General features: G+C 33.3%; 29 protein-coding genes. 28 read left to right on the forward strand and 1 reads right to left on the reverse strand.

Annotated elements, in window-relative coordinates; translation table 11 throughout:
- The 27 genes from ABV008_RS03120 to ABV008_RS03250 all read left to right on the forward strand — a co-directional run.
- The coding region (locus ABV008_RS03120) for a formate--tetrahydrofolate ligase (RefSeq protein WP_352418383.1) at positions 1–141 on the forward strand (141 nt) is incomplete at its 5' end.
- A gap of 174 nt (positions 142–315) precedes the next feature.
- Entirely contained in the window at positions 316–1,914 is a 1,599-nt protein-coding gene (locus tag ABV008_RS03125) for a dihydroorotase (RefSeq protein ID WP_352418357.1), read from the forward strand.
- Positions 1,915–2,032: 118 nt separating this feature from the next.
- Entirely contained in the window at positions 2,033–2,644 is a 612-nt protein-coding gene (locus ABV008_RS03130; RefSeq protein ID WP_352418358.1) for a cysteine hydrolase family protein, read from the forward strand.
- Between the two features lie 167 nt (positions 2,645–2,811).
- Positions 2,812–3,387: a UbiX family flavin prenyltransferase gene (locus ABV008_RS03135; protein WP_502929737.1), complete on the forward strand. Its 576-nt coding sequence runs from the start codon at positions 2,812–2,814 to the stop codon at positions 3,385–3,387.
- 20 nt (positions 3,388–3,407) lie between these two features.
- On the forward strand, positions 3,408–4,772 hold the full coding sequence (locus ABV008_RS03140; RefSeq protein ID WP_352418360.1) for a UbiD family decarboxylase: 1,365 nt from the start codon (positions 3,408–3,410) through the stop codon (positions 4,770–4,772).
- A 19-nt stretch (positions 4,773–4,791) separates the two neighbouring features.
- Complete coding sequence (locus tag ABV008_RS03145; protein ID WP_352418361.1) at positions 4,792–5,058, forward strand: BMC domain-containing protein; 267 nt, start codon at positions 4,792–4,794, stop codon at positions 5,056–5,058.
- Positions 5,059–5,077: 19 nt separating this feature from the next.
- Positions 5,078–5,596 (forward strand): hypothetical protein, encoded by a 519-nt coding sequence (locus ABV008_RS03150; RefSeq protein ID WP_352418362.1) that lies wholly within the window; start codon positions 5,078–5,080, stop codon positions 5,594–5,596.
- A gap of 25 nt (positions 5,597–5,621) precedes the next feature.
- A complete protein-coding gene (locus ABV008_RS03155) occupies positions 5,622–6,017 on the forward strand; it encodes a BMC domain-containing protein (protein ID WP_352418363.1) in 396 nt (131 codons plus the stop codon).
- Positions 6,018–6,035: 18 nt separating this feature from the next.
- Positions 6,036–6,317 carry a BMC domain-containing protein gene (locus tag ABV008_RS03160; RefSeq protein ID WP_242942520.1) on the forward strand — a complete coding sequence of 94 codons (282 nt, stop codon included), beginning with the start codon at positions 6,036–6,038 and terminating at the stop codon, positions 6,315–6,317.
- A gap of 64 nt (positions 6,318–6,381) precedes the next feature.
- Positions 6,382–7,218: a hypothetical protein gene (locus ABV008_RS03165; RefSeq protein WP_352418364.1), complete on the forward strand. Its 837-nt coding sequence runs from the start codon at positions 6,382–6,384 to the stop codon at positions 7,216–7,218.
- A gap of 12 nt (positions 7,219–7,230) precedes the next feature.
- Positions 7,231–7,515, forward strand: coding sequence for a EutN/CcmL family microcompartment protein (locus ABV008_RS03170; RefSeq protein ID WP_352418365.1), 285 nt, complete (start codon positions 7,231–7,233; stop codon positions 7,513–7,515).
- A 21-nt stretch (positions 7,516–7,536) separates the two neighbouring features.
- Complete coding sequence (locus ABV008_RS03175; protein ID WP_352418366.1) at positions 7,537–9,351, forward strand: adenine deaminase; 1,815 nt, start codon at positions 7,537–7,539, stop codon at positions 9,349–9,351.
- A 347-nt stretch (positions 9,352–9,698) separates the two neighbouring features.
- The gene (locus tag ABV008_RS03180; protein ID WP_352418367.1) at positions 9,699–11,021 is read left to right on the forward strand and encodes an NCS2 family permease; all 1,323 of its coding nucleotides are present in this window, start codon (positions 9,699–9,701) and stop codon (positions 11,019–11,021) included.
- Positions 11,022–11,304: 283 nt separating this feature from the next.
- Positions 11,305–12,168, forward strand: coding sequence for an FAD binding domain-containing protein (locus tag ABV008_RS03185; RefSeq protein ID WP_352418368.1), 864 nt, complete (start codon positions 11,305–11,307; stop codon positions 12,166–12,168).
- 38 nt (positions 12,169–12,206) lie between these two features.
- Positions 12,207–12,680 carry a (2Fe-2S)-binding protein gene (locus tag ABV008_RS03190; RefSeq protein WP_352418369.1) on the forward strand — a complete coding sequence of 158 codons (474 nt, stop codon included), beginning with the start codon at positions 12,207–12,209 and terminating at the stop codon, positions 12,678–12,680.
- Positions 12,681–12,682: 2 nt separating this feature from the next.
- Entirely contained in the window at positions 12,683–13,960 is a 1,278-nt protein-coding gene (locus tag ABV008_RS03195; protein ID WP_352418370.1) for a xanthine dehydrogenase family protein molybdopterin-binding subunit, read from the forward strand.
- Positions 13,957–14,940 (forward strand): xanthine dehydrogenase family protein molybdopterin-binding subunit, encoded by a 984-nt coding sequence (locus ABV008_RS03200; RefSeq protein ID WP_352418371.1) that lies wholly within the window; start codon positions 13,957–13,959, stop codon positions 14,938–14,940. The genes ABV008_RS03195 and ABV008_RS03200 overlap by 4 nt, the downstream gene beginning before the upstream one ends.
- A gap of 133 nt (positions 14,941–15,073) precedes the next feature.
- Complete coding sequence (gene ade / locus ABV008_RS03205; RefSeq protein WP_352418372.1) at positions 15,074–16,804, forward strand: adenine deaminase; 1,731 nt, start codon at positions 15,074–15,076, stop codon at positions 16,802–16,804.
- A 175-nt stretch (positions 16,805–16,979) separates the two neighbouring features.
- Positions 16,980–18,560, forward strand: coding sequence for a methyl-accepting chemotaxis protein (locus tag ABV008_RS03210; protein WP_352418373.1), 1,581 nt, complete (start codon positions 16,980–16,982; stop codon positions 18,558–18,560).
- 160 nt (positions 18,561–18,720) lie between these two features.
- Positions 18,721–19,740 carry a molybdopterin-binding protein gene (locus ABV008_RS03215; RefSeq protein ID WP_352418374.1) on the forward strand — a complete coding sequence of 340 codons (1,020 nt, stop codon included), beginning with the start codon at positions 18,721–18,723 and terminating at the stop codon, positions 19,738–19,740.
- A 7-nt stretch (positions 19,741–19,747) separates the two neighbouring features.
- Positions 19,748–20,497, forward strand: coding sequence for a selenium cofactor biosynthesis protein YqeC (yqeC, locus tag ABV008_RS03220; RefSeq protein ID WP_352418375.1), 750 nt, complete (start codon positions 19,748–19,750; stop codon positions 20,495–20,497).
- 14 nt (positions 20,498–20,511) lie between these two features.
- Complete coding sequence (gene mocA, locus ABV008_RS03225; RefSeq protein ID WP_352418376.1) at positions 20,512–21,099, forward strand: molybdenum cofactor cytidylyltransferase; 588 nt, start codon at positions 20,512–20,514, stop codon at positions 21,097–21,099.
- The gene (gene yqeB / locus ABV008_RS03230; RefSeq protein ID WP_352418377.1) at positions 21,096–21,893 is read left to right on the forward strand and encodes a selenium-dependent molybdenum cofactor biosynthesis protein YqeB; all 798 of its coding nucleotides are present in this window, start codon (positions 21,096–21,098) and stop codon (positions 21,891–21,893) included. The genes mocA and yqeB overlap by 4 nt, the downstream gene beginning before the upstream one ends.
- 205 nt (positions 21,894–22,098) lie before the next feature.
- Positions 22,099–23,250 (forward strand): aminotransferase class V-fold PLP-dependent enzyme, encoded by a 1,152-nt coding sequence (locus ABV008_RS03235; protein WP_352418378.1) that lies wholly within the window; start codon positions 22,099–22,101, stop codon positions 23,248–23,250.
- 207 nt (positions 23,251–23,457) lie between these two features.
- Positions 23,458–23,967: a DUF4446 family protein gene (locus ABV008_RS03240; protein WP_352418379.1), complete on the forward strand. Its 510-nt coding sequence runs from the start codon at positions 23,458–23,460 to the stop codon at positions 23,965–23,967.
- 19 nt (positions 23,968–23,986) lie between these two features.
- The gene (locus ABV008_RS03245) at positions 23,987–24,877 is read left to right on the forward strand and encodes a diacylglycerol/lipid kinase family protein (RefSeq protein WP_352418384.1); all 891 of its coding nucleotides are present in this window, start codon (positions 23,987–23,989) and stop codon (positions 24,875–24,877) included.
- Positions 24,878–24,936: 59 nt separating this feature from the next.
- Entirely contained in the window at positions 24,937–25,221 is a 285-nt protein-coding gene (locus tag ABV008_RS03250; RefSeq protein ID WP_352418380.1) for a YkuS family protein, read from the forward strand.
- A 13-nt stretch (positions 25,222–25,234) separates the two neighbouring features.
- Here ABV008_RS03250 and yyaC read toward each other — a convergent pair whose 3' ends face one another.
- Positions 25,235–25,831: a spore protease YyaC gene (yyaC, locus tag ABV008_RS03255; protein ID WP_352418381.1), complete on the reverse strand. Its 597-nt coding sequence runs from the start codon at positions 25,829–25,831 to the stop codon at positions 25,235–25,237.
- 260 nt (positions 25,832–26,091) lie between these two features.
- Between yyaC and ABV008_RS03260 the strand changes: the two genes are divergently transcribed.
- Positions 26,092–26,262 carry a hypothetical protein gene (locus ABV008_RS03260; protein ID WP_352418382.1) on the forward strand — a complete coding sequence of 57 codons (171 nt, stop codon included), beginning with the start codon at positions 26,092–26,094 and terminating at the stop codon, positions 26,260–26,262.
- Positions 26,263–26,373: the final 111 nt, after the last annotated feature.

Genomic DNA, 26,373 nt, shown 5'->3' on the forward strand with positions numbered 1-26,373 from the left:
AGAGAATTAAGATTATCAGCAGGAGCAGGATTTATAGTAGCCCTTACAGGAGAAGTAATGACAATGCCAGGATTACCAAAAGTACCAGCAGCAAACAAGATGGATATACTTCCAGATGGCACTATAGTTGGTTTGTTCTAAAGACATATGTAGGCCAATAGACTTGGAGAGGATTTCTCTCCAGTTTATTGGAACGAAACATGAAAACGCTAACATTTGGCAATTTGCTTAAAATTCATTACGGAAAGTTCCTAATTATAAAGGTTCAAGGTAGAACTTTCCTATTCATTATAATAAAAAAGGAGGAAACAAAAAATGTATGATTTGATTCTTAAAAATGCTAGAATCCCTCAAGGAGATAACACTGTATTGACTAACATCTTAGTAAAAGATGAAAAGATAGCAGGCTTTACAGATTGTGTTGATGGGATAGAGGCTAAAAATACAATAGACGCTGGAGGACATTTAACTTTACCTGGATGTATTGATTCACATACTCACTTTATGTATCAAGGATTCCCTCATAGAGAGAATTTCTTAACAGGCACAGCTGCAGCGGCGGCAGGTGGAGTAACTACAGTTATAGATATGCCATGCTGTTCAGTTCCATCTGTAAGAAATGTTGAACAATTAAACTTAAAGAAAGATGTAATTAAACCACAAGCATTAGTTGACTATGCTCTATGGGGTGGAGTTACCGGAGAAGATGTAAGAGAAGACGCGTTACACAATGTGCAGGCACAAGCAGAAGAAGGAGTAGTTGCATATAAAGTTTATATGACTCCATCAGTTCCAACATACCCAAGAGTAACTGACCCAGAAATGTATGAATGTTTTAAAGTGGTTGCTAAGACAGGGCTACCAATAGGGATACATGCAGAAAACTTTGCAATGTGTGACTATAACGTTAAGAAGTTCCAAAAAGAAGGAAGATTAGATGGACCAGCATGGGCAGAAGCAAGAGAGGAATTAGCTGAAAAAGTAGCTATTGAATTAGGAATAAGCTTTGCTGAAGCTACAGGTGCTAGACTTCACATAGTTCATATGAGCACTGGAATAGGAGCTAAGCTAGTAGGAGAAGCAAAGAAAAGAGGTTTAAGTGTAACTTCAGAAACTTGTCCTCACTATCTAACATTAAACTACCAAGAATCTATGACAATTCACGGCGCTAATGCTAAGATTGCTCCACCACTTAGAACTAAAAAGGATAATGAAGAATTATGGGAAGGTCTTAGAAATGGTAGCGTAGACTTTATTGCTACAGACCATGCTCCTTATGAGCTAGAAGCTGAAAAGAAAAAAGAAGGATTAAATATCTGGACTGCATTCCCAGGAATACCTGGTGTTGAAACAATGGTACCTGTTCTAGTAAGTGAAGGGTATAATAAAGGTAGAATATCACTAAGCAAATTAGTTGACATATTATCAACTAATGCAGCAAAACATTATGGATTATATCCTAAGAAAGGTGCTTTACACATAGGTTCAGATGCTGACTTTGCTATAATTGATCTTGATAAGAGATGGGTTATTGATCCTAAGAAACAAGCTTCAATGTGCGGATATACTCCACTTGAAGGAATGGAATTAAAAGGAAAAGTTGTGAAAACTATAATTCGTGGACACTTAGTATATAAAGATGAAGATGAAAGCATATTAACATCATTAACTGATGAAGAACTACAAAAACTAGTCCATGAATATCCAGAAGGAGTTAGGGAAAGATATGCAGAAATATTTAAGGAATTCCCTAACCTATATAGTGCTGAATATGAAAGAAGCTATAGAAAAGAACATCCAGAAGTAATAGATAAGCACGTAAGAGGTATTAGAGGAATTAAGGTACAACCTGGCTTTGGTAAATTTGTTAAGAGACAAAGCATACAAGTTTTACCTAAAACTATAACATATTAATTATAATAGCTTTTAACCAATTGCGGCCTGTAGCCTCGTACAGGCCACAATTGATGAAATATAAAAAATAAAGTATAATAACAATTAATATTAAATTGAAGTAAAGGGAGAGAATATAATGACAAGACAAGCAATAGTAGTTATAGATATGTTGAATGATTTTATAGGAGAGAAAGCTCCATTAAGATGCCCAGGTGGGGAAGAAATAATTCCAAATCTTCAAAAATTATTTAAATGGGTAAGAGAAAGAAATGCTCAAGGAAAAGACGATGTTCAATTAGTTCATATCCAAGAAGCTCATAGAGAAAAAGACGCAGACTTCAGGGTAAGACCAGTTCACGCTGTTAAAGGAACTTGGGGTTCAGACTTTATTAAAGAGCTTTATCCAGAACCAGGCGAATATATAATCCCTAAGAGAAGACACAGTGCTTTCTGGCATACTGATTTAGACTTATATTTAAGAGAAGAAAATATAGACACTGTAGTAGTTACAGGAGTATGGACTAACGTATGTGTTAGATCTACAGCTGCTGATGCTTTAGCAAATGCTTATAAAGTAATTACTTTAAGTGACGGAGTTCATTCAAAAACAGAAGAACAACATCAACATGGACTAGTTGACCTTAGCATATTTACAAAGATTATGACTATAGATGAATACATCGATGCATTTGAAAAAGGCTTAGACCCATGGGTAGGAGCAGGAGATCCAGAAAACAAAGTAAAATAGTTTTTCAAGACTGTCCTCGTTTCGGGGACAGTCATAAATAAATTTTTGAAAGAAACAAATTTATTATTTGCACAAAAAGTCGCCAACTAAAAAATATAGAGACGACTTTTTGTGCCTAAATAATAAACACAAAATATTTTTCACGACCTAAGTACATTTGGCTGGTGATGGAAAGAGGGGAAAATAATATGAAAATAATTGTTGGTATCTCTGGTGGTAGTGGAGGTATATATGGAGTGGCCCTTCTAAAAGTACTTCAAGAGTTAAATATAGAAACTCATCTTGTAGTAACTACAATGGGAGAATATGTAGTGGAACATGAGTGCGGAGTAACCCTTGACGAATTAAAAGGATTAGCTACTTATTTTCATGACAATAAAAACTTTGCAGCTCCTATAGCGAGTGGCTCATTCAAAACAGATGCAATGGTGATTATTCCTTCCTCAATGAAAACTGTAGCATCTATTGCAAATGGCATATCAGATAATTTGTTAACAAGAGCTGCAGATGTTATAATAAAGGAGAATAGAAAACTAGTAATAGTTCCTAGAGAAACCCCACTTAGTACTATACATTTGGAGAATATGTTGAAACTAGCAAAGGCAGGAGTGGTAGTTTTGCCTCCAACACCTGGATTTTATAATCATCCTGAAAGTATAGGAGATATTGTAAGTATAATAGTTGGTAGGGTCTTAGACCAACTTGGTATTGAACATAATCTATCAAAAAGATGGGGAGAATAAGACTCGAAAGGAGGGAGATCATGGAGAAACAAATGCTAAGGGCTACTCTAAAAAAATTAGAGCAACTTGGAGAGTTAGAGGTTTGTAATGTAGCTGTAGACCCTAAATTTGAATTAGGGGCTGTATTGAGATACTTTGAAAATGAAAAACCTATTTTATTTAACAAAGTCAAAGGATACGATGTGCCTGTAGTAGGGGGCCTTTATGGAAATAGGGAACTTTACTACAAAATGACTAATACTACACCTGAGGAAAGAGTATTTAAGTATATGAATGCAATAGCAAATCCTCAGCCTGTAAAGCTAGTAAACAATGGTCCAGTAAAGGAAAATATTATTACTAGAAATATTGATATACAAAAAATGCTACCAGTACCTACCTCACATGCTAAAGACGCATCGAGCTTTATTACAGCAGGTATGTTCATAGTAAGAGACCCAGAAACAGGGTATACACACATGGCAGTTAGAAGATTTCAAGTTCATAAAGGAAATATTATAAATGCACTTATATCTGGACATTCACCAGCACTACGAGAGCAATTTGCTGAGTTTGAAAAAATAAATAAACCTTTAGAATGTGCAGTAGTACTTGGCTATGATGCAACTTTTCTACTAGCATCTCAAATAGGTTCTAGAAAGTATGGTCTTAACAAATACGAAGTTGATAGCGCTTTAAGGGGAGAACCTCTTGAACTAGTAAAATGTCATTCTGTTGATTTAGAAGTTCCTGCTTATGCAGAAATAGTTCTTGAGGGAGTATTAGTACCAAATAGACGCGAAACAGAAGGACCATTTGGTGAATTAATGAACTACTATGGAGAAGTAGCTCCAAATCCAGTAATGGAAGTTAGAACTATTATGCATAGAAATAACCCAATATTTCAGCATGCCTTTCCTTGTAGAGAGGAGCATCTTGCTAATGGCCTCGTAAGAGAAGCTGAATTATATGCTGCAGTTAAAAATATGGTAGATGTTAAGGATGTAAATATAACAGTAGGTGGCGGATGCAGACTGCATGCCATTATCTCAATAAACAAGAAAAAAGAAGGAGATGGCAAAGCTGCAATATTAGCTGCATTTGGTGCATTTTATGATATTAAGCATGTTATTGTAGTAGATGATGATATTGATATATATAATGTAAAAAGTGTAGAACTTGCTTTAGCTTCTAGGGTTCAAGCTTCAAAAGATGTAGTCATAGTACCAGGAGCTCTAGGTTCAGGTCTGGAAGCATCACATGTTGCTCGTGGAGTAACAGATAAAATGGGAATTGATGCTACAAAACCTTTAGGTGAAGATGCACATTTTTATGAGATGGCAGTGATTCCTGGATATGAGGGAAAAATAGATATTCAAAAATATTTTCCGGGAATGAAAAAATAATTAAAGGTGGTAATAGAGTATGAGACAGGCCATAGGCATGGTAGAAACTAGAAGTTTAGTAGCTGCTATACAGGCAGCTGATACTATGGTTAAGTCAGCTGATGTACGCATAGTTGATGTAAATTTTGTCGGCTCTGGAGTCGTTTCTGTAATAGTATCAGGTGAAGTAGCCGCAGTAAAGGCAGCTGTAGATAACGCAACAGAAGTTGTAAAAAACATAGCAGAAATAATATCTACGAACGTTATAGCTAGACCTCATGACGAAGTAGATAAAATATTAGAATAGCTAAATGGTGGTGAAAAAAATGGCTAACCCATTGGCAAGAGTAATTATGAATAATATTGCTCAAAATAGTAAAAAAGTTGATACGAGGAGTAATTATGCAAAAAATGCGTATACAGTATCAGGTTTAGGCCCAAAAGAGGAGCAGCTTTTAATAAATGTTATAAATAAAAATGCAAACACAACTGTTGTAAACTCAAAAGGCCTAGGGACTCTTAACTTATCAACTAAGCAAGTAGAGAATAATAGAGTAAACTCTTTTAATAAAGTTAAGCTTGAAGATTTGGCTCAAGGCAACATAAAGTCAAGTAACAATAATAAGGCTGTCAAAAAGTCAAATACAATGCTTACATTAAATGAACTTGCTGGCAAAATAAAGAAGTCAAATGATAGTCAAGAAACTAGCAATGAATACACAATAAATCAGAACAATAAGGGCATTAAAGATGTTTATGTAAAAACAGGAGTTATCAACAATTTAGAAGCTTATATTCCTAAAGTATCCTTGGATTCAATAGGAAAAAAGGGCTCCTTACTATAGGGACAGGAAATAAGGAGGTGTAGTTTTGAAATCAGCTCTTGGATTAATTGAAGTAGTTGGGTTAACTGCAGCTATTACAGCATTAGATGCTGCAAGCAAGGCAGCAGATGTAAAGCTTGTAGGAGTTGAGAAGGTAATAGGTGTAGATAAGCTTGTAAGTGTTACCATTAACATTGCAGGAGAAGTAGCTGCTGTAAAGGCAGCTGTTGAAGCCGGAATATCTGCAGGCAACAGAGTTGGCAAAGTTGTATCTGGTCATGTAATACCTAGACCTCACGAAGAAGTTGATAAGTTAATCAATGAATTTGAAAAGAACTTAAAAAGTAAAAAAGAAAGTAAGAAATCTGAAGTAGAAAAAGAGGAAAACCAAGAGAAAAAAGCTAATATAGAAGAAAGTAAAAAGAAAACAAGTACAAAGTAATAAATTAAGGGAGGAATAATAATGAGTCAAGCATTAGGTATGGTAGAAACAAAAGGTTTAGTAGGTGCTGTAGAAGCAGCAGATGCTATGGTAAAAGCAGCTAATGTTACATTAGTAGGATACGATAAAATAGGCTTTGGTCTTGTAACTGTTATGGTTAGAGGAGATGTTGGAGCAGTTAAAGCTGCTACAGATGCTGGTGCAGAAGCCGCTAGAGCTGTAGGAGAATTACATTCAGTACACGTAATACCAAGACCACACTCAGAAGTTGAAAGAGTAATACTAAAAAACTATGAATAATGATTTTCTATTAAAGCTACTATAATCGTGATTTAGTAGTGTAAACCTTATGGGGTGTTAGAATATGGATAAATACAATCAAACTAACGATATAGTTAGTCAATTAGTTCAAAAATTAAATAAAGGCTATAACAAAAAAGAAATAGCTAATTTGACACACCACCAACAACCCTATATTAATCAGCATATTTTAGCTGTATTCACCGGTACAAATTTCGGACTAAATGATTCACTTAGAGAGCTTTCAAAAGCAAAACGCTATGGTTTTACATTTGATATTGCCATAACCGAAAACGGAGAAGATATTATTGGCAATCAAGGAATAGCTTCAATAAAATCTACTTTACAATCAGATAAAGTTTATACAGAAAGAGATAAATTAATCTTTGGGGAGATTTTAGAAAGTGTTGACGGTATTATAGTACCTATGACAACACAAGACACTGCAACTAAACTAGCATTAGGAATCCAAGATTGTTTTATATCAACTTTATTATGGCAAGGGTTATGGCATGGCAAGAAGATTCTAATGGATTTTGGAAACGTACTTACATATAGAGGTAATAAATCCAAAATACCAATGCTTCAGCAAATGATGGAAGATTACGTAGATAAACTTCAGCAAATGGGTATAAAAGGTGTTGACAAAAAAGACTATCTTGTAGAAATGTTAAATGTCTTTAAAAATTCCTCAATAACTGAAGATACTTCTACGAAATACTCTCAAAATGCAGTTACACAAGAAAGCTATAGCTCTCGGCAGGTAATAACAGAAAAGGATTTACTTAACATGGGGGCTCATAACAAAGAAGTGACTGTACCTATGAGAGCAATTATAACTCCTCTAGCATATGACAAAGCAAAAGAATTAGGGATAAAGATAGTCAAGGACATTAAATAAAGGAGTGATAAAATGCAATTAGGTAGAGTTATAGGTACGGTAGTTGCAACAAGAAAAAGTGAAAGCTTAGTAGGAAGCAAACTATTAATAACGCAACCTATTGACATAGACTCTAAACCTTTAGGCAAGCCTTTAATAGCAGTAGATACAGTTGGTGCAGGTATAGGAGAGATAGTTATTTTTGCATCAGGAGCGGCATCAAGAAATGCTGCAGATAAAAAAAATTCAGCAATTGATGCTGCTATCGTGGGCATAGTAGATAATATGGATGTATATAAAGAATTAATTGATAAGTAACAAAAGAAAGGAGGCATAAGTTTGTTAAAGCCGCAAGATATAAAACAAGCAATTGAATACAGAGAGTTAATCGATGTACTAATGTCAGATAAACACTTTGCTGATATAGTGCTTTATAACGGTAATATAGTGAACGTAATAACAAGAGAAGTTTATACAGCAGATATTGCTATAAAAGGTGATTATATAGTGCTTGTTGGTGATTGCCAATCACTAATAGGGCCTGACACAAAAGTTGTAGATGTAAGAGGAATGTACTTATCACCAGGATTTATGGATTCACATATGCACTTTGAAAGTAGTATGCTAACTATTACTGAGTTTTCAAGATTATCTATACCATCAGGTACAACTACTTTAATAGCTGACCCACATGAAATTGGTAATGCTTTAGGACCTGTAGCTATGAAAGCTATGGCTGATGAATGTAGCAAGGTCCCAAACTTCGTAAGATTACAGGTTCCTGCTTTAGCTCCTGATGCACCGAGTCTTGAAACTGCAGGTGTTGATATAAGTTCTAAGGATATGGAAGATCTTCTAAACTATCCTAATATATTTGGTATAGGGGAATTACAAGGTTTTTCACTAGCAAAACATGTATACAAAAACACACCAGAAATAATAACAGATCTCTTAACTTCAACTATATACGCTAAAAGTATAGGAAAACCAGTTGACGGTAATGCCCCAGAATTATTTGGCGCAGACTTAGCAGCTCACATAATATGCTGTGGAGGAACTTGCTCTTGTCACGAAACAACAACTAAGGAAGAATGTGTTGAAAAGTTAAGACAAGGTGTATATGTATTTATGAGAGAAGGTTCTACTCAAAGAAATATGGCTGAATGTATAAGAGCTGTAACAGAAGAAGGACTAGATTCAAGGAGACTTATACTAGTAACAGACGACATGGTAGCTGAAGACTTAGAAAAGTCAGGACACATGAACGATGTCATAAGAAGAACAATAAGAGAAGGAGTAGACCCTATTGAAGCTATACAAATGGCTACAATAAACCCTGCAACTTATTGGGGATTAAATGATAGAGGAGCTCTTTTACCAGGAAGAGTTGCTGATATAGCAGTTATAAGCGATATAAAAGAAATGAATGTTGAAGCTGTATTTATCAAAGGACAATTAGTAGCTTCACAAGGAGAATTATTAATTGAGCTACCAAAATATACTTATCCAGATGTAGTTAAAAATTCAGTTAAAAGGGCACCTATAACTGAGACAGATTTAGAAATTCGTACAGACGGGAATACTGCTACAGTTAGATACATCCAAGCTATACCAGATCAAAACTTGACAGAAACAGGTGAAGCTCAAGTTAGAGTTAATAGAGGAATAGTAGAAGCTGATGTTAACCAAGATGTAATATACTTAGCTAATATAGAAAGGTATGGGCGCAATGGAAACATTGGTAAAACTATGGTCAAAGGAATTGGATTAAAGCAAGGTGCATTTGCACAATCAATTGCCCATGACACTCACAATATAACAGTTACAGGAACTAATTTGAGAGATATGGTTGTTGCTGTTAATAGAGTTATAGAAATGGGTGGTGGAGTTGCTGTTGCTAATAACGGTAGAGTTCTAGATGAATTGGCACTTCCAGTTGGAGGACTTATAACGGATGAGCTAACAGGCTCAGAAGTAAGTGCTAAGATAGCTAGTCTAGAATCTACTGTAAGAGATCAATTAGGTGGTACACTACATGCTCCGTTTATGCACGTATCATTCTTGGCATTGTCAACAAGCCCTAAATGGAAAATAAGTGACAAAGGATTAGTAGATGTAAACAACTTTGAAATTCTTGACCCAATAGTTAAATAATTGTTGATAACCCAAGCTTTTACGTTAATATGTAGAAGCTTGGGCTCAATAATAAAAGAAAAACGTTTTCATTATTATGATTATTAAATGCATAAATGTTTTATGAGTCTACTAATCATAATAATAAATATACTACTATATATATCTAGTTCAAAAAATAGAAGAATTAGCATCTATGGACAAGCTATAATTTAGCAGTAATAATTATAACTGCTTGATTATATCTCTTAGGTTATACTTACTTAAGAGGTGCTAAGAAATTATGAAAGGAGGGTAGTTTTTTAAATAGATATTATTTATAAGGAAAACCTTTATAAGGGAAAAATTAAAAAATAGGGGGTTTATTAATGAGTAATAACGTTAATGCTCAAACAGGTTTTTTAGAAAGAACATTTAAGTTAAACGAGAACAAAACTAACGTTAAAACTGAAATTATTGCTGGTATTACTACTTTTATGACAATGGGCTACATTTTAGCTGTAAACCCAGGAATTCTTTCTGCAGCAGGAATGGATCCTGGTGGAGTATTTACGGCTACAGCATTATCAGCGGTTATAGCTACACTAATTATGGCTTTTGCTGCCAATTATCCATTTGTATTAGCTCCAGGTATGGGACTAAATGCATTCTTTGCTTTTACAGTTTGTGGAATTATGGGACACTCATGGGAATTTGCACTAACAGCAGTATTTCTAGAAGGTATTATTTTTATTTTGCTATCATTTGTTAATGCACGTGAAGCAATAGTTAATGCAATACCTATGAACCTAAAGAATGCAGTTTCAGTTGGTATTGGACTATTTATAGCTTTTATTGGTTTCCAAGGTGCAGGTATTATTGTTAACGATGATGCTGTACTTGTAAAGTTAGGAGATGTTACAAGCCCAGCAGCTATAGTAGCTATATTAGGAATTATAATCACAGGAATACTTTTACACAAAAAAGTTAAAGGCGCTATTTTAATAGGTATATTAGCTTCTACAATTATTGGATTACCTCTTGGGGTTACACCAATGCCAGAGAAGATAGTTTCTCTTCCACCTTCATTATCACAAGTTGCATTTAAACTAAACTTTTCCGAAATTTTTACTCTTGATATGTTAGTTGTATTATTTACATTCCTATTTGTTGACGTATTTGATACTATTGGTACTTTAATTGGAGTTGCTTCAAAAGCAGATATGCTTGATGAAAAAGGTACTTTACCAAGAGTTAAACCAGCACTATTTGCAGATGCTGTAGGTACAACTGTAGGAGCACTTTTAGGAACTAGTACAGTTACAACATATGTAGAAAGTGCATCAGGAGTTGCTGAAGGTGGTAGAACAGGACTTACTGCACTAACATCAGCAGTGTTATTTGCACTTGCTCTATTCCTTGCGCCATTATTTGGAATTATACCAAGTGCAGCTACTGCACCAGCACTTATAATAGTTGGACTATTCATGATGTCACCAATTAAGAAAATTAATTTAGATGACTTTACAGAAGCTATACCAGCTTTCTTAACAATTATCATGATGCCAATAGCATATAGTATTGCAGAAGGTATAGTATTTGGTATGGTTTCATATGCATTATTAAAGCTTTTAACTGGAAAAGGAAAAGAAGTATCACCAGTTATTTATATATTATCTGTGTTATTCGTATTAAAATATATTTTCCTATAGAATTAAAACTCCGCTCCCTTTAAGGGAGCGGAAATTAAATACGTTACTTTTCTAGGTTTTACATTTACAGTAAGAAATAAGTTTAGGACGTTTATCTTTAGGCTTTTACATATTCTAGGTTTATTTTTTATTGTAAAATCAAAAACTAAAGAAAAGGGATACTATATATAGTGGTTTTACAATAATTAAGCATAAAATATGCCAATAAAAACACACTAATAATTTGGAAATATTATATTATGAATTATAATATTTTTCTCAATAGATTAAGGAGGATAGATATATGTCAATAAAATATGTGCATAAGCCAAATACTGTTGAAGAAACAATTGAAATTTTAGACCAATATAGAGAAAAAGGCAAAATTATAGCAGGCGGTACAGACTTAGTTATAGACATAAAAAATCGTAAGGCAAATTTCGAAGCCTTAATAGATGTATCTAGCATAGAGGAAATGTCATTTATTAAAGTTGAAAACAATTTAGTTGAAATAGGTGCAGCTACTACATTTACAGAGATAGCAAAATCAAAGTTGCTTAGCATTAGGCTTTCAGGGCTAAAGGAAGCAGCACATTCTGTGGGCTCACCTCAAATTAGAAATAAAGGAACTATTGGTGGCAATATTTGCAATGGTTCTCCTGCTGCAGACATAGTTCCTCCACTTCTTGCATTAGATGCAATAGCTGTAATAAAAAGCAAGGACGGACAGAGAGAAGTTTTAGTAGAAGAGCTATTTCTAGACAAAGGAAAAGTTGCTCTAGGAAATAATGAAGTACTAGTATCTGTTAAGTTCAAAAATCCAAATGAAAAACAAATATTATCATTTAGCAAGCTTGGACTTAGAAAAGCACTTGCTATTTCCAGAATATGTACTAGTGTATTTGTTGAATTTGATGAAGAAAAAATCTGCAAAGAGATTAGAATAGCTAATGGTTCCTTAGGAAAGTTTGGTACAAGAGAAAGAAAAGTTGAAGAGTTCTTTAAGGGTAAAAAACTGACTGAAGAAGTTATTGAAGAAGGAGTAAAACTTATGCAGGGGCAGGTTGCAGAAAGATTAGCAGGAAGATCTACAGTTGAATTTAAGAGTGTTGCCGTTAAAGGTGTATTAAGAAATGCTTTAAAGAATGCAATTAGCCTAAATAATTAGATATTATATATTTACTTTGCTGATGGAAGGAGAAAGTTATGAAGAAAATAGAGCTTAATGTAAATGGAAAAGTTCATAGTGTAGAAATTGATGAAGATATGAGACTTGTAGACGTTTTAAGAGATAAACTCGGACTTTTAGGAGCTAAAGAAGGCTGTGGCGAAGGTGAATGTGGAGCATGTACTGTAATTATGGATGGTGAAACAGTAGCTTCATGTCTTGTAATGGCTTTTCAAGCAGAAGGAAAAGAAATATTAACTATTGAAGGCCTGGGTGATGAAAACAACTTACATCCTATTCAAAAGGCATTTTTAGATGAAGGTGCAGTTCAATGTGGATTTTGTATACCTGGCATGGTGTTATCTGCCAAAGCTTTATTAGATAAAAATCCTTCACCAAATAGAAACGAAATAAGAGAAGCAATATCAGGAAACCTTTGTCGTTGTACTGGATACAACAAAATTGTAAACGCAGTTGAAAAGGCTGCAAAAGATTTACAAGGAGGGAAGTAGAAGTGAAGCTAGATGTAGTAGGAAAAAGCGTAATTAGAGTAGATGGGCTCTCTAAAGTTACAGGAAAAGCCATATATCCACAAGACATATATATGGAAGGAATGCTTTATGGTAAAACTCTAAGATCTACAAAACCTCATGCATATTTTAAATTAGATATTTCAGAAGCATTAAAGATAGATGGCGTAGTAAAGATACTGACTGCAAAGGATGTTCCAGGGCTTAACAGTCATGGAGTTTTGTTTAAAGATCATGAAGTTCTTTGCAATAAAAAAGTGAGAAGAGTTGGAGATCCAATAGCTTTTGTAGTAGCTGAATCTGAAAAAGCTGCAGAAAAGGGACTTAAAGCTATTAAAGTTGAATATGAAGAAATAGAAGCGGTATTTGATCCTTCTGAAGCTATGAAGGATACTGCACCACAAGTTCATGATGGAAATAGTAATATAGTATATCACTATAAGATTAGAAAAGGAAATATTGATGAAGCATTTAAAGCATGTGACGTAATAGTAGAAAACGAATATTATGTACCAATGGTTGACCATGTTTTTTTACAGCCTGAAGCAGGAATTGCTTATATAGAGGAAGATGGCACAATAGTTGTAGCAGTTGCAACACAATATCCTCATTTTGATCAAATAGAAGTAGCTGAAGCTATGGGTGTACCAACAGAAAAGGTTAAGATAATTAACCCTGCTGTTGGAGGAGCCTTTGGCGGAAGAGAAGATATTACTATGCAGATACATCTAGCAATGGCAACAAAAATTACAGGAAAACCAGTAAAAGCTATATACTCAAGAGAAGAGACATTTGAAGCTCACTGTAAAAGACACTCAGTAAAAATGAAATATAAAACTGGTGCCACAAAGGAAGGAAAGCTATTGGCTATGGAAGCTATACTAATTGGAGATACTGGTGCTTATGCTTCTTGGGCTATAAATGTTATGAGAAAAGCAGGGGTTCATGCTACAGGACCTTATGAAATACCAAATGTGAAAGTTGATAGCTATTCAATATACACTAACAACCCATTTGCAGGAGCTATGAGAGGCTTTGGTGCAACTCAAGTACCAATTGCTTATGAGCAGCAGATGGATATATTAGCAGAGAAGTTAAACATGGATCCAGTTACATTTAGGCTTAAAAATATTTTCAAGGTAGGTTCAGAAACAGCTACAGGACAATTAATAGACGAAAGTGTTCCTCTAGATCGATGCATAGAAGAAGTAGAAAAGAAGATGAACTTTATAGAAAGATTCAAAGGTGGTGTAGCCCAATGAAAAAACGAGGTATAGGATTTGCAACTATGTTTTATGGAACTGGATACGGTAATGGATTTCCAGATGTTTCAACAGCTATTGCTGAACTAAGAAAAGATGGGAAAGTAGCAATATACGTTGGAGCTACAGAAGTTGGGCAAGGTGCAAAGACAATAATGAGCCAAATCCCAGCAGAGGTACTTGGACTACAGGTAGAAGATATAATTTTTATAAATGAGGACACTAGTATCACACCTGATGCTGGTACAGCAGCCGCAAGTAGACAGACTTATAATACAGGTAATGCAATAAAAAAAGCTGCCGAAGCATTAAGGGAGGAAATAATCAAAATTGCAGTAGAAATACTGGCAGTAAACAGCGATACAGGTTTAGTAATTAAAGAGGGAAAAGTTTATATCAAAACCTTCCCAAGCAGAAAAGTAACTTTTACAGAAATAGCTGAAAAAATTGGAGATGAATTATTGAGAAAAGAGGCTACTTTTATAGCTCACTCTACACAAATGGATGAGGAAACAGGTCAAGGTTCACCATATTGGCCATATACTTTTGGAGCATGTGGAGTTGAAGTTGAAGTAGATACAGAGACAGGATATGTTGAAATAATAAAAGCTACAGTTGCTCAAGATGTTGGTAAAGCCATAAATCCTACATTGATAGAGGGACAAATCGATGGAGGTTTTGCAATGGGATATGGTTATGCGGTATTAGAAAACTTAAATGTTGTAAAAGGGTATATCAAAAACAATAGATTTACAAATTATTTAATACCTACTGCTATGGATATGCCAGAAGTAGATAAGATTATAGTAGAAGATCCAGAGTCTACCGCACCTTTTGGGGCAAAGGGAATTGGAGAGCCTGTAATGGTATATGTTGCGCCAGCTATACTAAATGCTATATATAATGCAGTAGGAGTTAGAATGGCTGAAATACCTGTTACACCTGAAAAATTATTAAAAGCTTTAAGCCAAAACAAATAATAAATAAGTTTAACTACTAAACATATAGAAATTAATTTAAATATTAAAACTAAGTATTTTTGTAGCGAAGAATTAAATCTTCGCTACACTAAAATGCTAGGAAATATTAACAACGCTATTGGGAGGTATTGAGATGAGGTCGGAAATAAAGCAAAAAATTGACCTAGCCTATGGCAGAACAAAGCCAGAACTAGTTCTTAAGAATGCTAGAATTGTCAATGTGTTTTCCCATGAAATAGTTGAAGGCGATATAGCTATAAATGGAGGAAAAATAGTTGGCATAGGCAATTATGTGGGGAAAACAGAAGTAGACTTAGAAGGAAAATTTGTTGCACCAGGTCTCATTGATGGTCATGTTCATATAGAATCTTCCATGGTATCTCCACCACAATTTGCAAGAGCTGTAGTTCCAAGAGGAACTACAACAATAGTTGCAGATCCACACGAGATAGCTAATGTAAAAGGAATAGAAGGAATCAAATACATGCTAAAAGCAAGTGAAGGACTACCATTAAATGCATATTTTATGTTACCTTCGTGTGTTCCTGCTACATCTTTTGAAACATCTGGCGCAAAACTGTTAGCAGAAGATTTATCCGAGCTCATAGATCATGAAAGAGTTTTAGGACTTGGGGAACTTATGAATTACCCAGGGGTTATCGGTGGAGATGAAGAGATTGTTGACAAAATTAAACTTGCTAGGGAACATAATAAACTAATGGATGGTCACGGTCCTGAAATAAAAGACAAAGAGTTAAATGCGTACGTAGCAGCAGGAGTATTGACAGAGCATGAATGCTCTACTGTTGAAGAGATGCTTAATAGACTTAGATTAGGAATGTATATTTTAATTAGACAGGGTTCTGCAGCAAGAAATCTTAAGGAACTAGTAAGGGGATTAAAAAGAGAGAATATGAGAAGATGCTTATTCTGTACAGATGATAAGCACCCAGAAGATATATTATTAACAGGACATATAGATAATAATGTTAGGCTTGCAATAAAAAATGGTATTGATCCAATCTCTGCTATTCAAATGGCTACAATAAATGCAGCTGAGTGTTATAAATTAAAAGATATTGGTGCCATAGCACCAGGATATAATGCAGATTTAGTAGTAGTGGATGACATTAAAGACTTTAATGTATTACAAGTATATAAAGACGGAGAATTAGTAGGAGAAAACAAAGAACCTTTATTTGATGTAAAGGACTATGACAATTCAAATGTTATTGATACAGTAAGGATTAAGGAAGTAAGTAAAGATGATTTAAAAATAAAATTGGATAAGGATATAGCCAATGTCATTAGGTTATTACCTCATAATTTAGTTACTCAGAAGGTAGTTAGGAAAGTAGAAGTAGAAAATGGGGAGTTTAAGAATAATAAAAGTCTAGACATATTGAAATTAGCTGTTATTGAAAGACATAATGCAACAGGAAATGTTGGGCTAGGCCTTGTAGAAGACTTTAAGCTAAAAAATGGGGCAATAGCCTTAACCATAGCTCACGATTCTCATAATTTAATAGCAATTGGAGACAATGACGAGGATATGCTACTAGCAATAAACGAAGTTGTCAGAGTAGGAGGAGGCATTGCTATAGCTTCGAGGGGGAATGCTACTAGAACCTTAAAGCTTCCTATAGCTGGGATTATGTCAGATGAGTCAATGGAAAAGGTGAATGAAAAGCTGGCAGAAATGCTAAAGATAGCATATGAAAAACTTGGAGTGAATAAAGATATAGATCCATTTATGACACTATCATTCCTAGCCTTACCAGTTATTCCGGAAATCAAAGTCACAGACATTGGATTATTTGATGTAACAAGATTTGATTTTATAGAACTATCAGTAAAAGAATAAATTAAGGATTATTTAAGAAGCTTTTTTAAAATTATTGATATCAGAAAATCTAAGTGAGGGAATGATTACTCATTCCCTTTATTCAAATACTCTAGAAACTAGCAAAGAGTTGTAAATAAATTCAGAATATTTTTATTTTGAGGTTTAGGCCAAAAGTAATATTAGGGGGGATTACGTGGAGAGCAAACATAATGAAGGTATTATTAAAATATTTATTATACTATTTATTTGCTTTGGCATAACATTGTCCTTAGTCACCTTTTTTAACAATTGGATTTTTAGTATCATTGTTATTGTGACCATATCATTAGCAGCTACAGTAGCAATAAACAAATTTTATAAAAAGACTTTAAATCAAATACTTCACTTTTTGAAAAGTATGAACAAAAATGACTTAATGATAAACATAGATGAAAGAATAAAGAGTTCAAACAATGAAACATTAAAAGAAATTAGGAAGTTGTTTAAGGAGACTAAGTCAAATTTTAAACGTCAAGTAAATATTGCAACCCAAATATCTAGCGTATCTGAACAGATAAGTGCTATATCAAGTGAAACACAATCTGCTATGGAAGTAGTAGCAGCTTCTGCTGAAGTTGCAAGTCAAAGCAGTGAACAGCAGCTTAATATGCTAAGTAGTGTATCTGAAAAAGCTCATGATATTGTAAGTACTTTAGAGACAATAAATAATGAAATGGAAAACACAGCCACCTTTACTTCAGATTCAATTAGAGGTGTGCAAATAGGAATACAAGATACTAATCAGGTTAAAGAAAAAATAAAAGTAACAAGAGATTTAGTAAAAGGTACTGCAACAAATGTGGACAAACTAATAGAGTATTCTGAAGATGTGGTTAATATGATAGACTTAATCAATTCAATAGCAGGGCAAACTAATATGTTAGCATTAAATGCATCTATAGAAGCTGCAAGAGCTGGTGAACATGGTAAGGGATTTGCCGTAGTGGCCACAGAAGTAAGTAAGCTTTCAAAAGAAACTAGTGATGCATCATCAAAAATAGAGGAAGTTATATCTACATTAAAGGAAGAAATAATAAAAATTTCAAAAGCTATGGAAACAGAAACTATCCATGTGGAAGAGGAATATATGGCTATTGAAAAAACAGTAGATAATTTTGGTATAATACAAGAGGATCTTAAAGCTAGTGTGGAAAAGATAAATCTGATGAGTAATAGTATAAAAGGGTTAGGTGTAAAAAGCACTGAAATCCAAAAAAACGTGGATGAGGTTATAGATTTTTCAAGAGATATTACATCGGAAATGCAGGAAACTACTGCACAGGTAGTAATGCAAAATGAAAAGATGACTTCACTCAATAATATTATCGAAGAATTAAATAATACTGCAGATGAAATGCAACAATATGTAACTAGTAAGGTAATGGAAGGAAAGATGTTGAAGGATGTCCAATACATATTGGATACAGCAAAAGGCAAAAACATTGATGACAATTTAGTGAATATGATGCTAAAAGAAACTGGAGTAGATGTTATATACATTACAGATAATAAAGGTGAGATAAAGTATTGTAATGAAAAAGAATCTATTGGATTAAACCTATATAAAATAGATTCAAGTTATGAACAGCTTAAATCCAGGGAAAAACCCTATATTACAACACCTATAAAAAGGAGATTCGAAGATAATAAATTATTTAAGTTTCTTGCTAAGATTGATGAAAATGATATAATATATCAAGTAGGACTATCTATTAATTCGCTCTTAAAATTTTAAGATAAAACAAATAAGACTATATTAAAACTTAGTTTTGGTAGAGTTTTAACTCTGCCAAATCCTTTATTGGCGTTATGCTTTTAAATACATATCGCCTTCTATTTACTAATTCTTTGGTAGATGGATAGATATACTTTTTATATAAACTAGGAGGGATGTTATGAAAAAGGTAAAAGTAGAAGATGCTGTAGGAATGGTGTTAGCTCATGATCTTACTAAAATAGTACCAGGGCAATTTAAAGGAGCAGCATATAGGAAAGGATATATCATAAAACAAGAAGATATCGATAAATTAAAAGATATGGGTAAAAACCATATTAATGTAATGGAGCTTACAGAAAATGATGTTCATGAAGATGATGCAGCCATAAGAATTGGAACAGCAATTTCAGGAGGAGGAGTGTATACCACACAGCCCTCTGAGGGAAAAGTAACTATTAAGGCTAAAGAAAGAGGACTTTTAAAAATAAATCTAAAGGCTTTAGAGACTGTTAACGATATAGAATTAATTATTATTGCAACTCTTCACAATAATACTTTAGTTGAAAAAGACCAAGCAGTTGCAGGAACGAGAATAATACCTCTTGCTATTGAAAAAACCAAGATTGAAAAAATCGAACAAATTTGCAATGACTTAGGTGCCATAATTTCTGTAAAAGAATTGAAACCTTTAAAGGCAGGAATAGTAGTTACAGGTTCAGAGGTTTATCATGGTAGGATAACAGATAAATTTGGTCCAGTATTAGAGGGAAAAGTGAGGTTTTATGGAGGAACACTATTAGGTGTCAAATATGCTTCAGATGATAGTGAAATGATACAAGAGACTATAAATTCATTTATTGAAGAAGGAGCAGATATTATTCTTACATCAGGGGGTATGTCTGTTGATGCAGATGATGTAACTCCTACAGCAATAAAAAGCATATCAGATAGGGTAATCACATATGGCTCACCTGTGTTACCAGGGGCTATGTTTATGCTAGCTTATAAAGGAAACACACCTATACTTGGAGTGCCTGCTTGTGGAATGTATCATAAAACTACAGTCTTAGATTTGGTTTTACCAAGAGTAATAGCAGGAGAAGTGCTTACAAGAAAAGATATTACAAGTCTTGGACATGGAGGACTATGCTTAAATTGTAAAGTATGCCATTATCCAGTTTGTCCATTCGGGAAATAAATAAGCCATGAGTATTAATAAATATTTTGATATTGACATTAATACAAAAGAGATGATTTCTGTAGTAGGCGGTGGTGGAAAGACTACTACTATCTTTAAGTTAGCTTCTGAGTTAAAGCTGCTTAATAAGAGGGTTCTTATCACTACTACCACTGCAATATATAATCCGAAAACCTATTTATATGACAAACTTGTTGTATTAGATAATAAACAAAGCATAGAAGCTAACTGGGAAAATGGCACTATTATTGTTTTGGGAAAATGTATTTCCGCAGAAAATAAGATTTTAGGAGTAGATAAAAATTTACTTAACCTTATTTTTAGAAATGATTTTTTTGATTTTATATTAGTCGAAGCTGATGGTTCAAAAAAGAAACCTATAAAAGCTCCTGCATCCCATGAACCTGTGATTCCTAGACTTACTAGCAAAATTATAGGTATAGTTGGAATAGACTCTCTAGGCAAGAATATTGATGAAACTAGTGTTCATAGACCAGAAATATTCTCTAGAATAACTAAGAGTAAAATAGGTGATGCAATAACTGAAGAAATAGTATTCAGATTGGTGACGTCAAAAGATGGACTTTTCAAAGGAAGTCCAGAAGATAGCAAGAAGTACTTGTTACTCAATAAGGCAGATCAACAAGAAGAATTAGAAAAAGCTAGGCTTATAGGAGATATGATTAGAAATGATGACTTTATGATAAACGGCATATTAGCAGGAAGCATGGCAAGTAAAAGGATTGTAAATGTTTAAAAGAAGGTGTTAATGTGATAACCGGGATAATAATGGCTTCAGGATTTTCAAAAAGAATGAATAAAGACAAACTGACTCTTAGCATCGGGGAAGAACTGGTAATAGAAAAGGTAATAAAGGCAGCAAAAGAGTCTAAATTAGACGAAATAATATTGGTTTATCAAAAAGAACAGATAAGAGATATTGGAATAAAATATAATATAAAAACAATATTTAATCCATGTCCTGAAAAAGGTCAAAGCGAATCTATGAAGCTAGGTATTAAAGCATCTGATTTAAAATCTAGAGCTTTTATGTTTATTGTTGGAGATCAACCTCTGTTAAATTATAAGACTATAAATTTATTAATAGATACTTTTAATAATAACGATAATGAAATAGTAGTACCAGTTTATAGAGAAGAAAAAGGTAGTCCAACGTTGTTTTCTTCAAAACTAAAAGATAAACTTCTTGAAGTGGAAGGAGATAAAGGCGGAAGAAAGATAATTCAAGAAATGCCTAATAGTGTGAAATTATTGTCTATAGAAGATTTTAGAGTTGGACTAGATATTGATACTTGGGATGAATATCAGCAATTAATTGAAATGGGGATGAAGAAATGATAGATGATATTGTTGTAATAAGAGGCGGCGGAGATATTGCATCAGGAGTAGCCTACAGACTTCATAGAAGTGGATTTAAGGTTTTAATCTTAGAAATAGAAAAACCAACAGTTATTAGAAGAACTGTGTCTTTTGCCCAAGCTGTGTTTGATGGAGATACAGTAGTTGAGGGTGCAAAAGCTGTTAAAGTAAATAGCAAAGAAGAGATATACAAGTGCTGGGAAAACAAAGATATTCCAATTATAATTGATGAGCAATTGAATATCTTGAAAGAAATCAAAGCAGATGTATTAATAGATGGTATACTTGCTAAAAAAAATTTAGGGACAAACAAAAACTTAGCACCAATTACTATAGCTTTAGGACCAGGCTTCGAAGCTGGAGTAGATGCAGATGTTGTTATTGAAACCAAAAGGGGTCACTACTTAGGCTCATTGATATTTGAAGGATTTGCAGAACCTGACTCTGGTATACCTGGAATAATTAATGGATATGGCAAGGAAAGAGTGATAAAATCTCCTGCTGATGGAGTTATACATCATATTTCCAAAATAGGAGATCTAGTAAAAAAGGACCAAACTATTGCTTTAATAGAAGGAGTACCAGTTAAAGCTTCCATAGACGGTGTATTAAGGGGGCTTATAATGGAAGGGTTAGAAGTCTACAAGGGATTAAAAATAGCGGACGTGGATCCAAGAGGAGTTAAGGAATACTGTAACACTATTTCTGAAAAAGCAAGAGCAGTAGGTGGTGGAGTACTTGAAGCCATTTTATATTTAAAGAATAAGAATTAAGAAGCCTTTTGCAAGGAATGGTGTAATCACCATTCCTAAATTATTTTGTTGACTAAAATTATTTTGTCGTAAGTATTGTAATAGTATATACATATAATATACTATATGTATAAAAGGCAATTTTAATATTTGTCCACAGGACCAATTTTATTGTCTGTCCACAGGACAATAGTTATGGATACCTATAACTAGCGTTATTTTGGAGGTGGAAATCTTGATTTATCTAGACAATGCAGCAACATCATTCCCTAAACCGGAGATTGTTTATGAAGCAATAATGGAATCAATGAGAGAATATGGAGCAAATCCTGGCAGATCAGGACATAAGCTAGCCTTAAAAGCTGGTCGAGCTATTTATGAAACGAGAGAACTTCTAAGTAAATTTTTTAATATAGAAGATCCAATGCGAATTATATTTACTTCAAATGCTACTGATGGGCTAAACCTTGTAATTAAAGGATTACTAAAATCTGGGGATCATGTAATAACCACATCAATGGAGCACAATTCTGTTTTAAGACCACTAAAAGCATTAGATAATATAGGTGTAGAAACTACTGTTATACAATGTGATGAAATTGGATGCATTGACATTAAAGATATTGAGGATAATATTAAAAATAATACTAAGCTTATAGTAACTACACATGCATCTAATGTAACAGGAACTATATTTCCTATTAAACAAATAGGAGAGATAGCGAAAAAACATGACATAATTTATATGGTAGATGCAGCTCAAACTGCAGGAATATATAATATAGATGTAATAGATATGAATATTGATATACTGGCATTTCCCGGGCACAAGAGCCTACTAGGTCCTCAAGGTACTGGTGGAGTTTATATAAAAAAGGGTGTAGAAATAACTCAGATGAAAGAAGGGGGAACTGGCAGTAAATCTGATTCTTTAATACAGCCAGACATTTATCCAGATAAATTTGAAAGTGGTACACCTAATATGCCTGGCATAGTAGGATTAGGAGCAGGAATAAAATATATCATTGATAAAGGCATAGATAATATTAGAGATCATGAAAATAAGTTAGCGAAAGTTTTTATAGATGGATTAAGAGAAATTAAAGATGTAAAGATTTATGGACCTTGTGATATAGAAAAGCAAGCTCCGGTGATTTCAATTAATATAGGGGAAGAGGACTCTTCGGAAGTTAGCTATATATTAGATCAAGTGTTTAACATTGCAGTAAGGCCAGGACTCCATTGTGCTCCTCTCGCTCATAGAACTATTGGATGCTATGAGCAAGGGTGTATAAGATTTAGCGTAGGACCATTTAATACCATTAATGATATTAAAGCAGCTATAGAAGCAGTACAAACTATTTCAACAGAAATATAAAATTGATTATAAAACACATGGGAACGGATTTTTCCGTTCCTAAATATTTTTATGAAATTTCTTGTGTTTTTCTAATAATCTCATTACCAATAATTACTGCTACTAACTACATTGTAATCAAAAATTAATTTCATAGCAGGATTTTTCATATTATAATAGAATTAATGTACAGTACATAGATACTTGAACTAAAAGAAAGGAGAAATTATGGAACTTATATTTAATATTTTTACAGACTACATTATAGAAATAGTTATAGTAATGTCCATACTTAATGTTTTATTATTGCTGTTATATATTATAAACAGAGCAAAGATTTCTAACATTACTAAAAAATATGATCGCTTAGTAGAAGGCTCTAGCTCTCATTCTTTAGAAGGTATAATTTTTGAACATATTGATGAAATAAAAAGTGTAACTGAACAAATTACTGAGGTCAAAAAATACTGTGAAAACCTTGAAGGCAGATTGCAATTTTGTCTACAGAGGATTGGGGTTGTTAGATATAATGCATTTAGTGATATGGGCAGTGACTTAAGCTTTTCAATTGCATTATTAGATGACAAGCTTGACGGTTTCATCATAACTAGTATATATGGAAGAGATGATAGTAAAATATATGGTAAGCCCATAGTTAAAGGTAAGTCTACGTATCCATTATCAGTAGAAGAAATGCAAGCTTTAGATAGAGCAGAAAAACAGTCAATAGCAATATAAATACCAAATAGGCTTGGTGATGTATTTGAAAATATTATTCATTGTGAATCCTATAGCAGGGACAGACAGAGCAAAAAAACTAATACCACTTATTGAAGAAAAGATGGACAAGACTAATATTAAATATAGTATAGTCACAACCACTAAACCTCGAGAAGCAACAGAGATAACTATAAAAGGCTTAGAAGATGGCTTTGATAGCATAGTTGCTGTAGGAGGAGATGGAACTATAAATGAAGTTACAATGGGAATTGTTCAAAAAGGCTATGGAACCTTGGGCATTATACCTGGAGGCACAGGAAATGATTTAGCTAGAAGTCTTAACATCCCCCTGGATCCTGAGGAAGCTTTATATTCTCTACTAAGTGGAACAAAAAGATATATAGACTTCGGTAGAATTAATGGAAGTTTATTTTTAAATGTGGCCAGTATGGGATTAGATGCAGAAATAGTAAAAAGAACTGAAAAGATTAAGAAAATTGTTAAAAGTAGTTTTGCTTATACCATAAGCTTGATTATTACGCTGATTGTATATAAATCCAAGAAACTTATAATAGAGCTTGATAAAGAAACTATTGAAATAGATGCAATGTTAACTGCAGTTGCAAATGGCAAGTACTATGGCGGCGGAATGAAAATATGTCCAATGGCTTTATTGGATGATGGATATTTCCATGTAGTAGTTGTAAGAAAAGTAAGTAAGCTTAAGCTTCTTACCTTGTTTCCATCAGTTTTTAAAGGAACCCATGTAAATTTAACTGATTTTGTTAAAGTATTTAAATCTAAAAAAGTGAAACTAAGATTTAACAAAGAACTTTTACTAAATATAGATGGCGAGGTAGTTACAGCAAAAGATGAAGTAACCTTCATAACAGATGAGAGAAAAATAGAATTATATGCTGCTAAATAGGAATAAAAAATCCCTTGATGATAACAATATATATATATATTGCATTAGGGGGTTTTATTATGAAAAAAAGGATTGTTGTACAAGAAGAATTATATGACATAAGAAATAGTTTAAATAGTTTAGGATATGAAGTAGTTGACATCAATGAAAACAACGAAGTAGAAGCAATAGTATATATGGCAGATGGATATGATATAGAATATCATAATAATTTGACTAATATGAATAATGGGATAAACATGTCAAACAACAAAGGTACTATCCTAATTAACGCCAAAGGGAAAACATGTGAAGAAATAGATAAGATAATTAAAAGAAGATTGTATAGTCCTTTATTTGACTGACAACAACTTAAAATTAAGTAGTTGTCAGTTTCTCATTTTGTTTAAAAAATTTCCAAAGGGAAGTAATAAATCCTGAGGAAATGATATCAGCCATTTTCATAACAGTACACAATCTAGTATTTTGCAAAATAATATACTCCATAAAACCTCCTAAATTAACTACTCCTGTTACATGTATATCCCCAACATTAGGTAAATCTTTATTAACACCTGCTCCGGGCTTTAAAGGGCCTTTAGCTACATTAATATAGCCTACTCTCTCTAGCTTACCTAAGCAAGCATCTATAGCTATGACAAAAGGATTATTATATGAAGAATATATATAAGTTATCTTTTCCTCAAGATTTTTAGCGTGTACAGGTTCTTCCAATGTTCCTAAAACAGAAACTTTAGAATATATTCTAGGAATATATGAAAGCTTATAACCAGTTAAAGGCCCCAAACAATCACCTGTAGACCTATCAGTTCCAATACAAAGAATTACTATATCATCATAATTACCATCATAATACTTAATTAAATGTTCATAGATAAATTCACTAAGCGTGGATTTAGCAAAAGGTGAATTTGAATTTACCGAGGTATTTTTCATATTTAGAAAAAAAGTCATGTGCTTACCCCCTAATAACTAGTCCTTATAACTAAGTCTTTCCTAAACAAGTGTTATTGATACAAAAAATTGGGTAAAGAATTAAAGAACTATAAATATTAATATGTAGTAGTCAAAATATTTATGTGGAATAAAATACCGTTGACTAATAATATGTTAGCGTGATATATTAATCACTGTTGCTAATTTAGTAAAAAGAAAAAATTGCTTCAACATAAATTAGAAAATAAATTAAAAATAAAAAACCATTGACAAAAATCATGAAATTTGGTATAGTAAAAAAGTCGTCACTAAACGACAAGAAAAAGCAAAACAAAAAGATTAATAAAAAAGTGTTGACAAAGAAATTCAAAAATGTTAGCATAGTTAAGTTGGCTCTTGAAGCCGACGGGAAAGTTAACAATGATGGTCCTTTGGACACAAAGAACTAACACCCTTCGGGGAGAAATTAATGATGGTCTTTGAAAATTGAACAGTGAGAAGAAAACACAAACATCCAAAATGTAAATTTTGAGATGCGCTTAAAATAAAGTCAACGTCAT

It is taken from the genome of Proteiniborus sp. (assembly GCF_040308045.1).
Classification (GTDB): Bacteria; Bacillota; Clostridia; order Tissierellales; family Proteiniboraceae; genus Proteiniborus.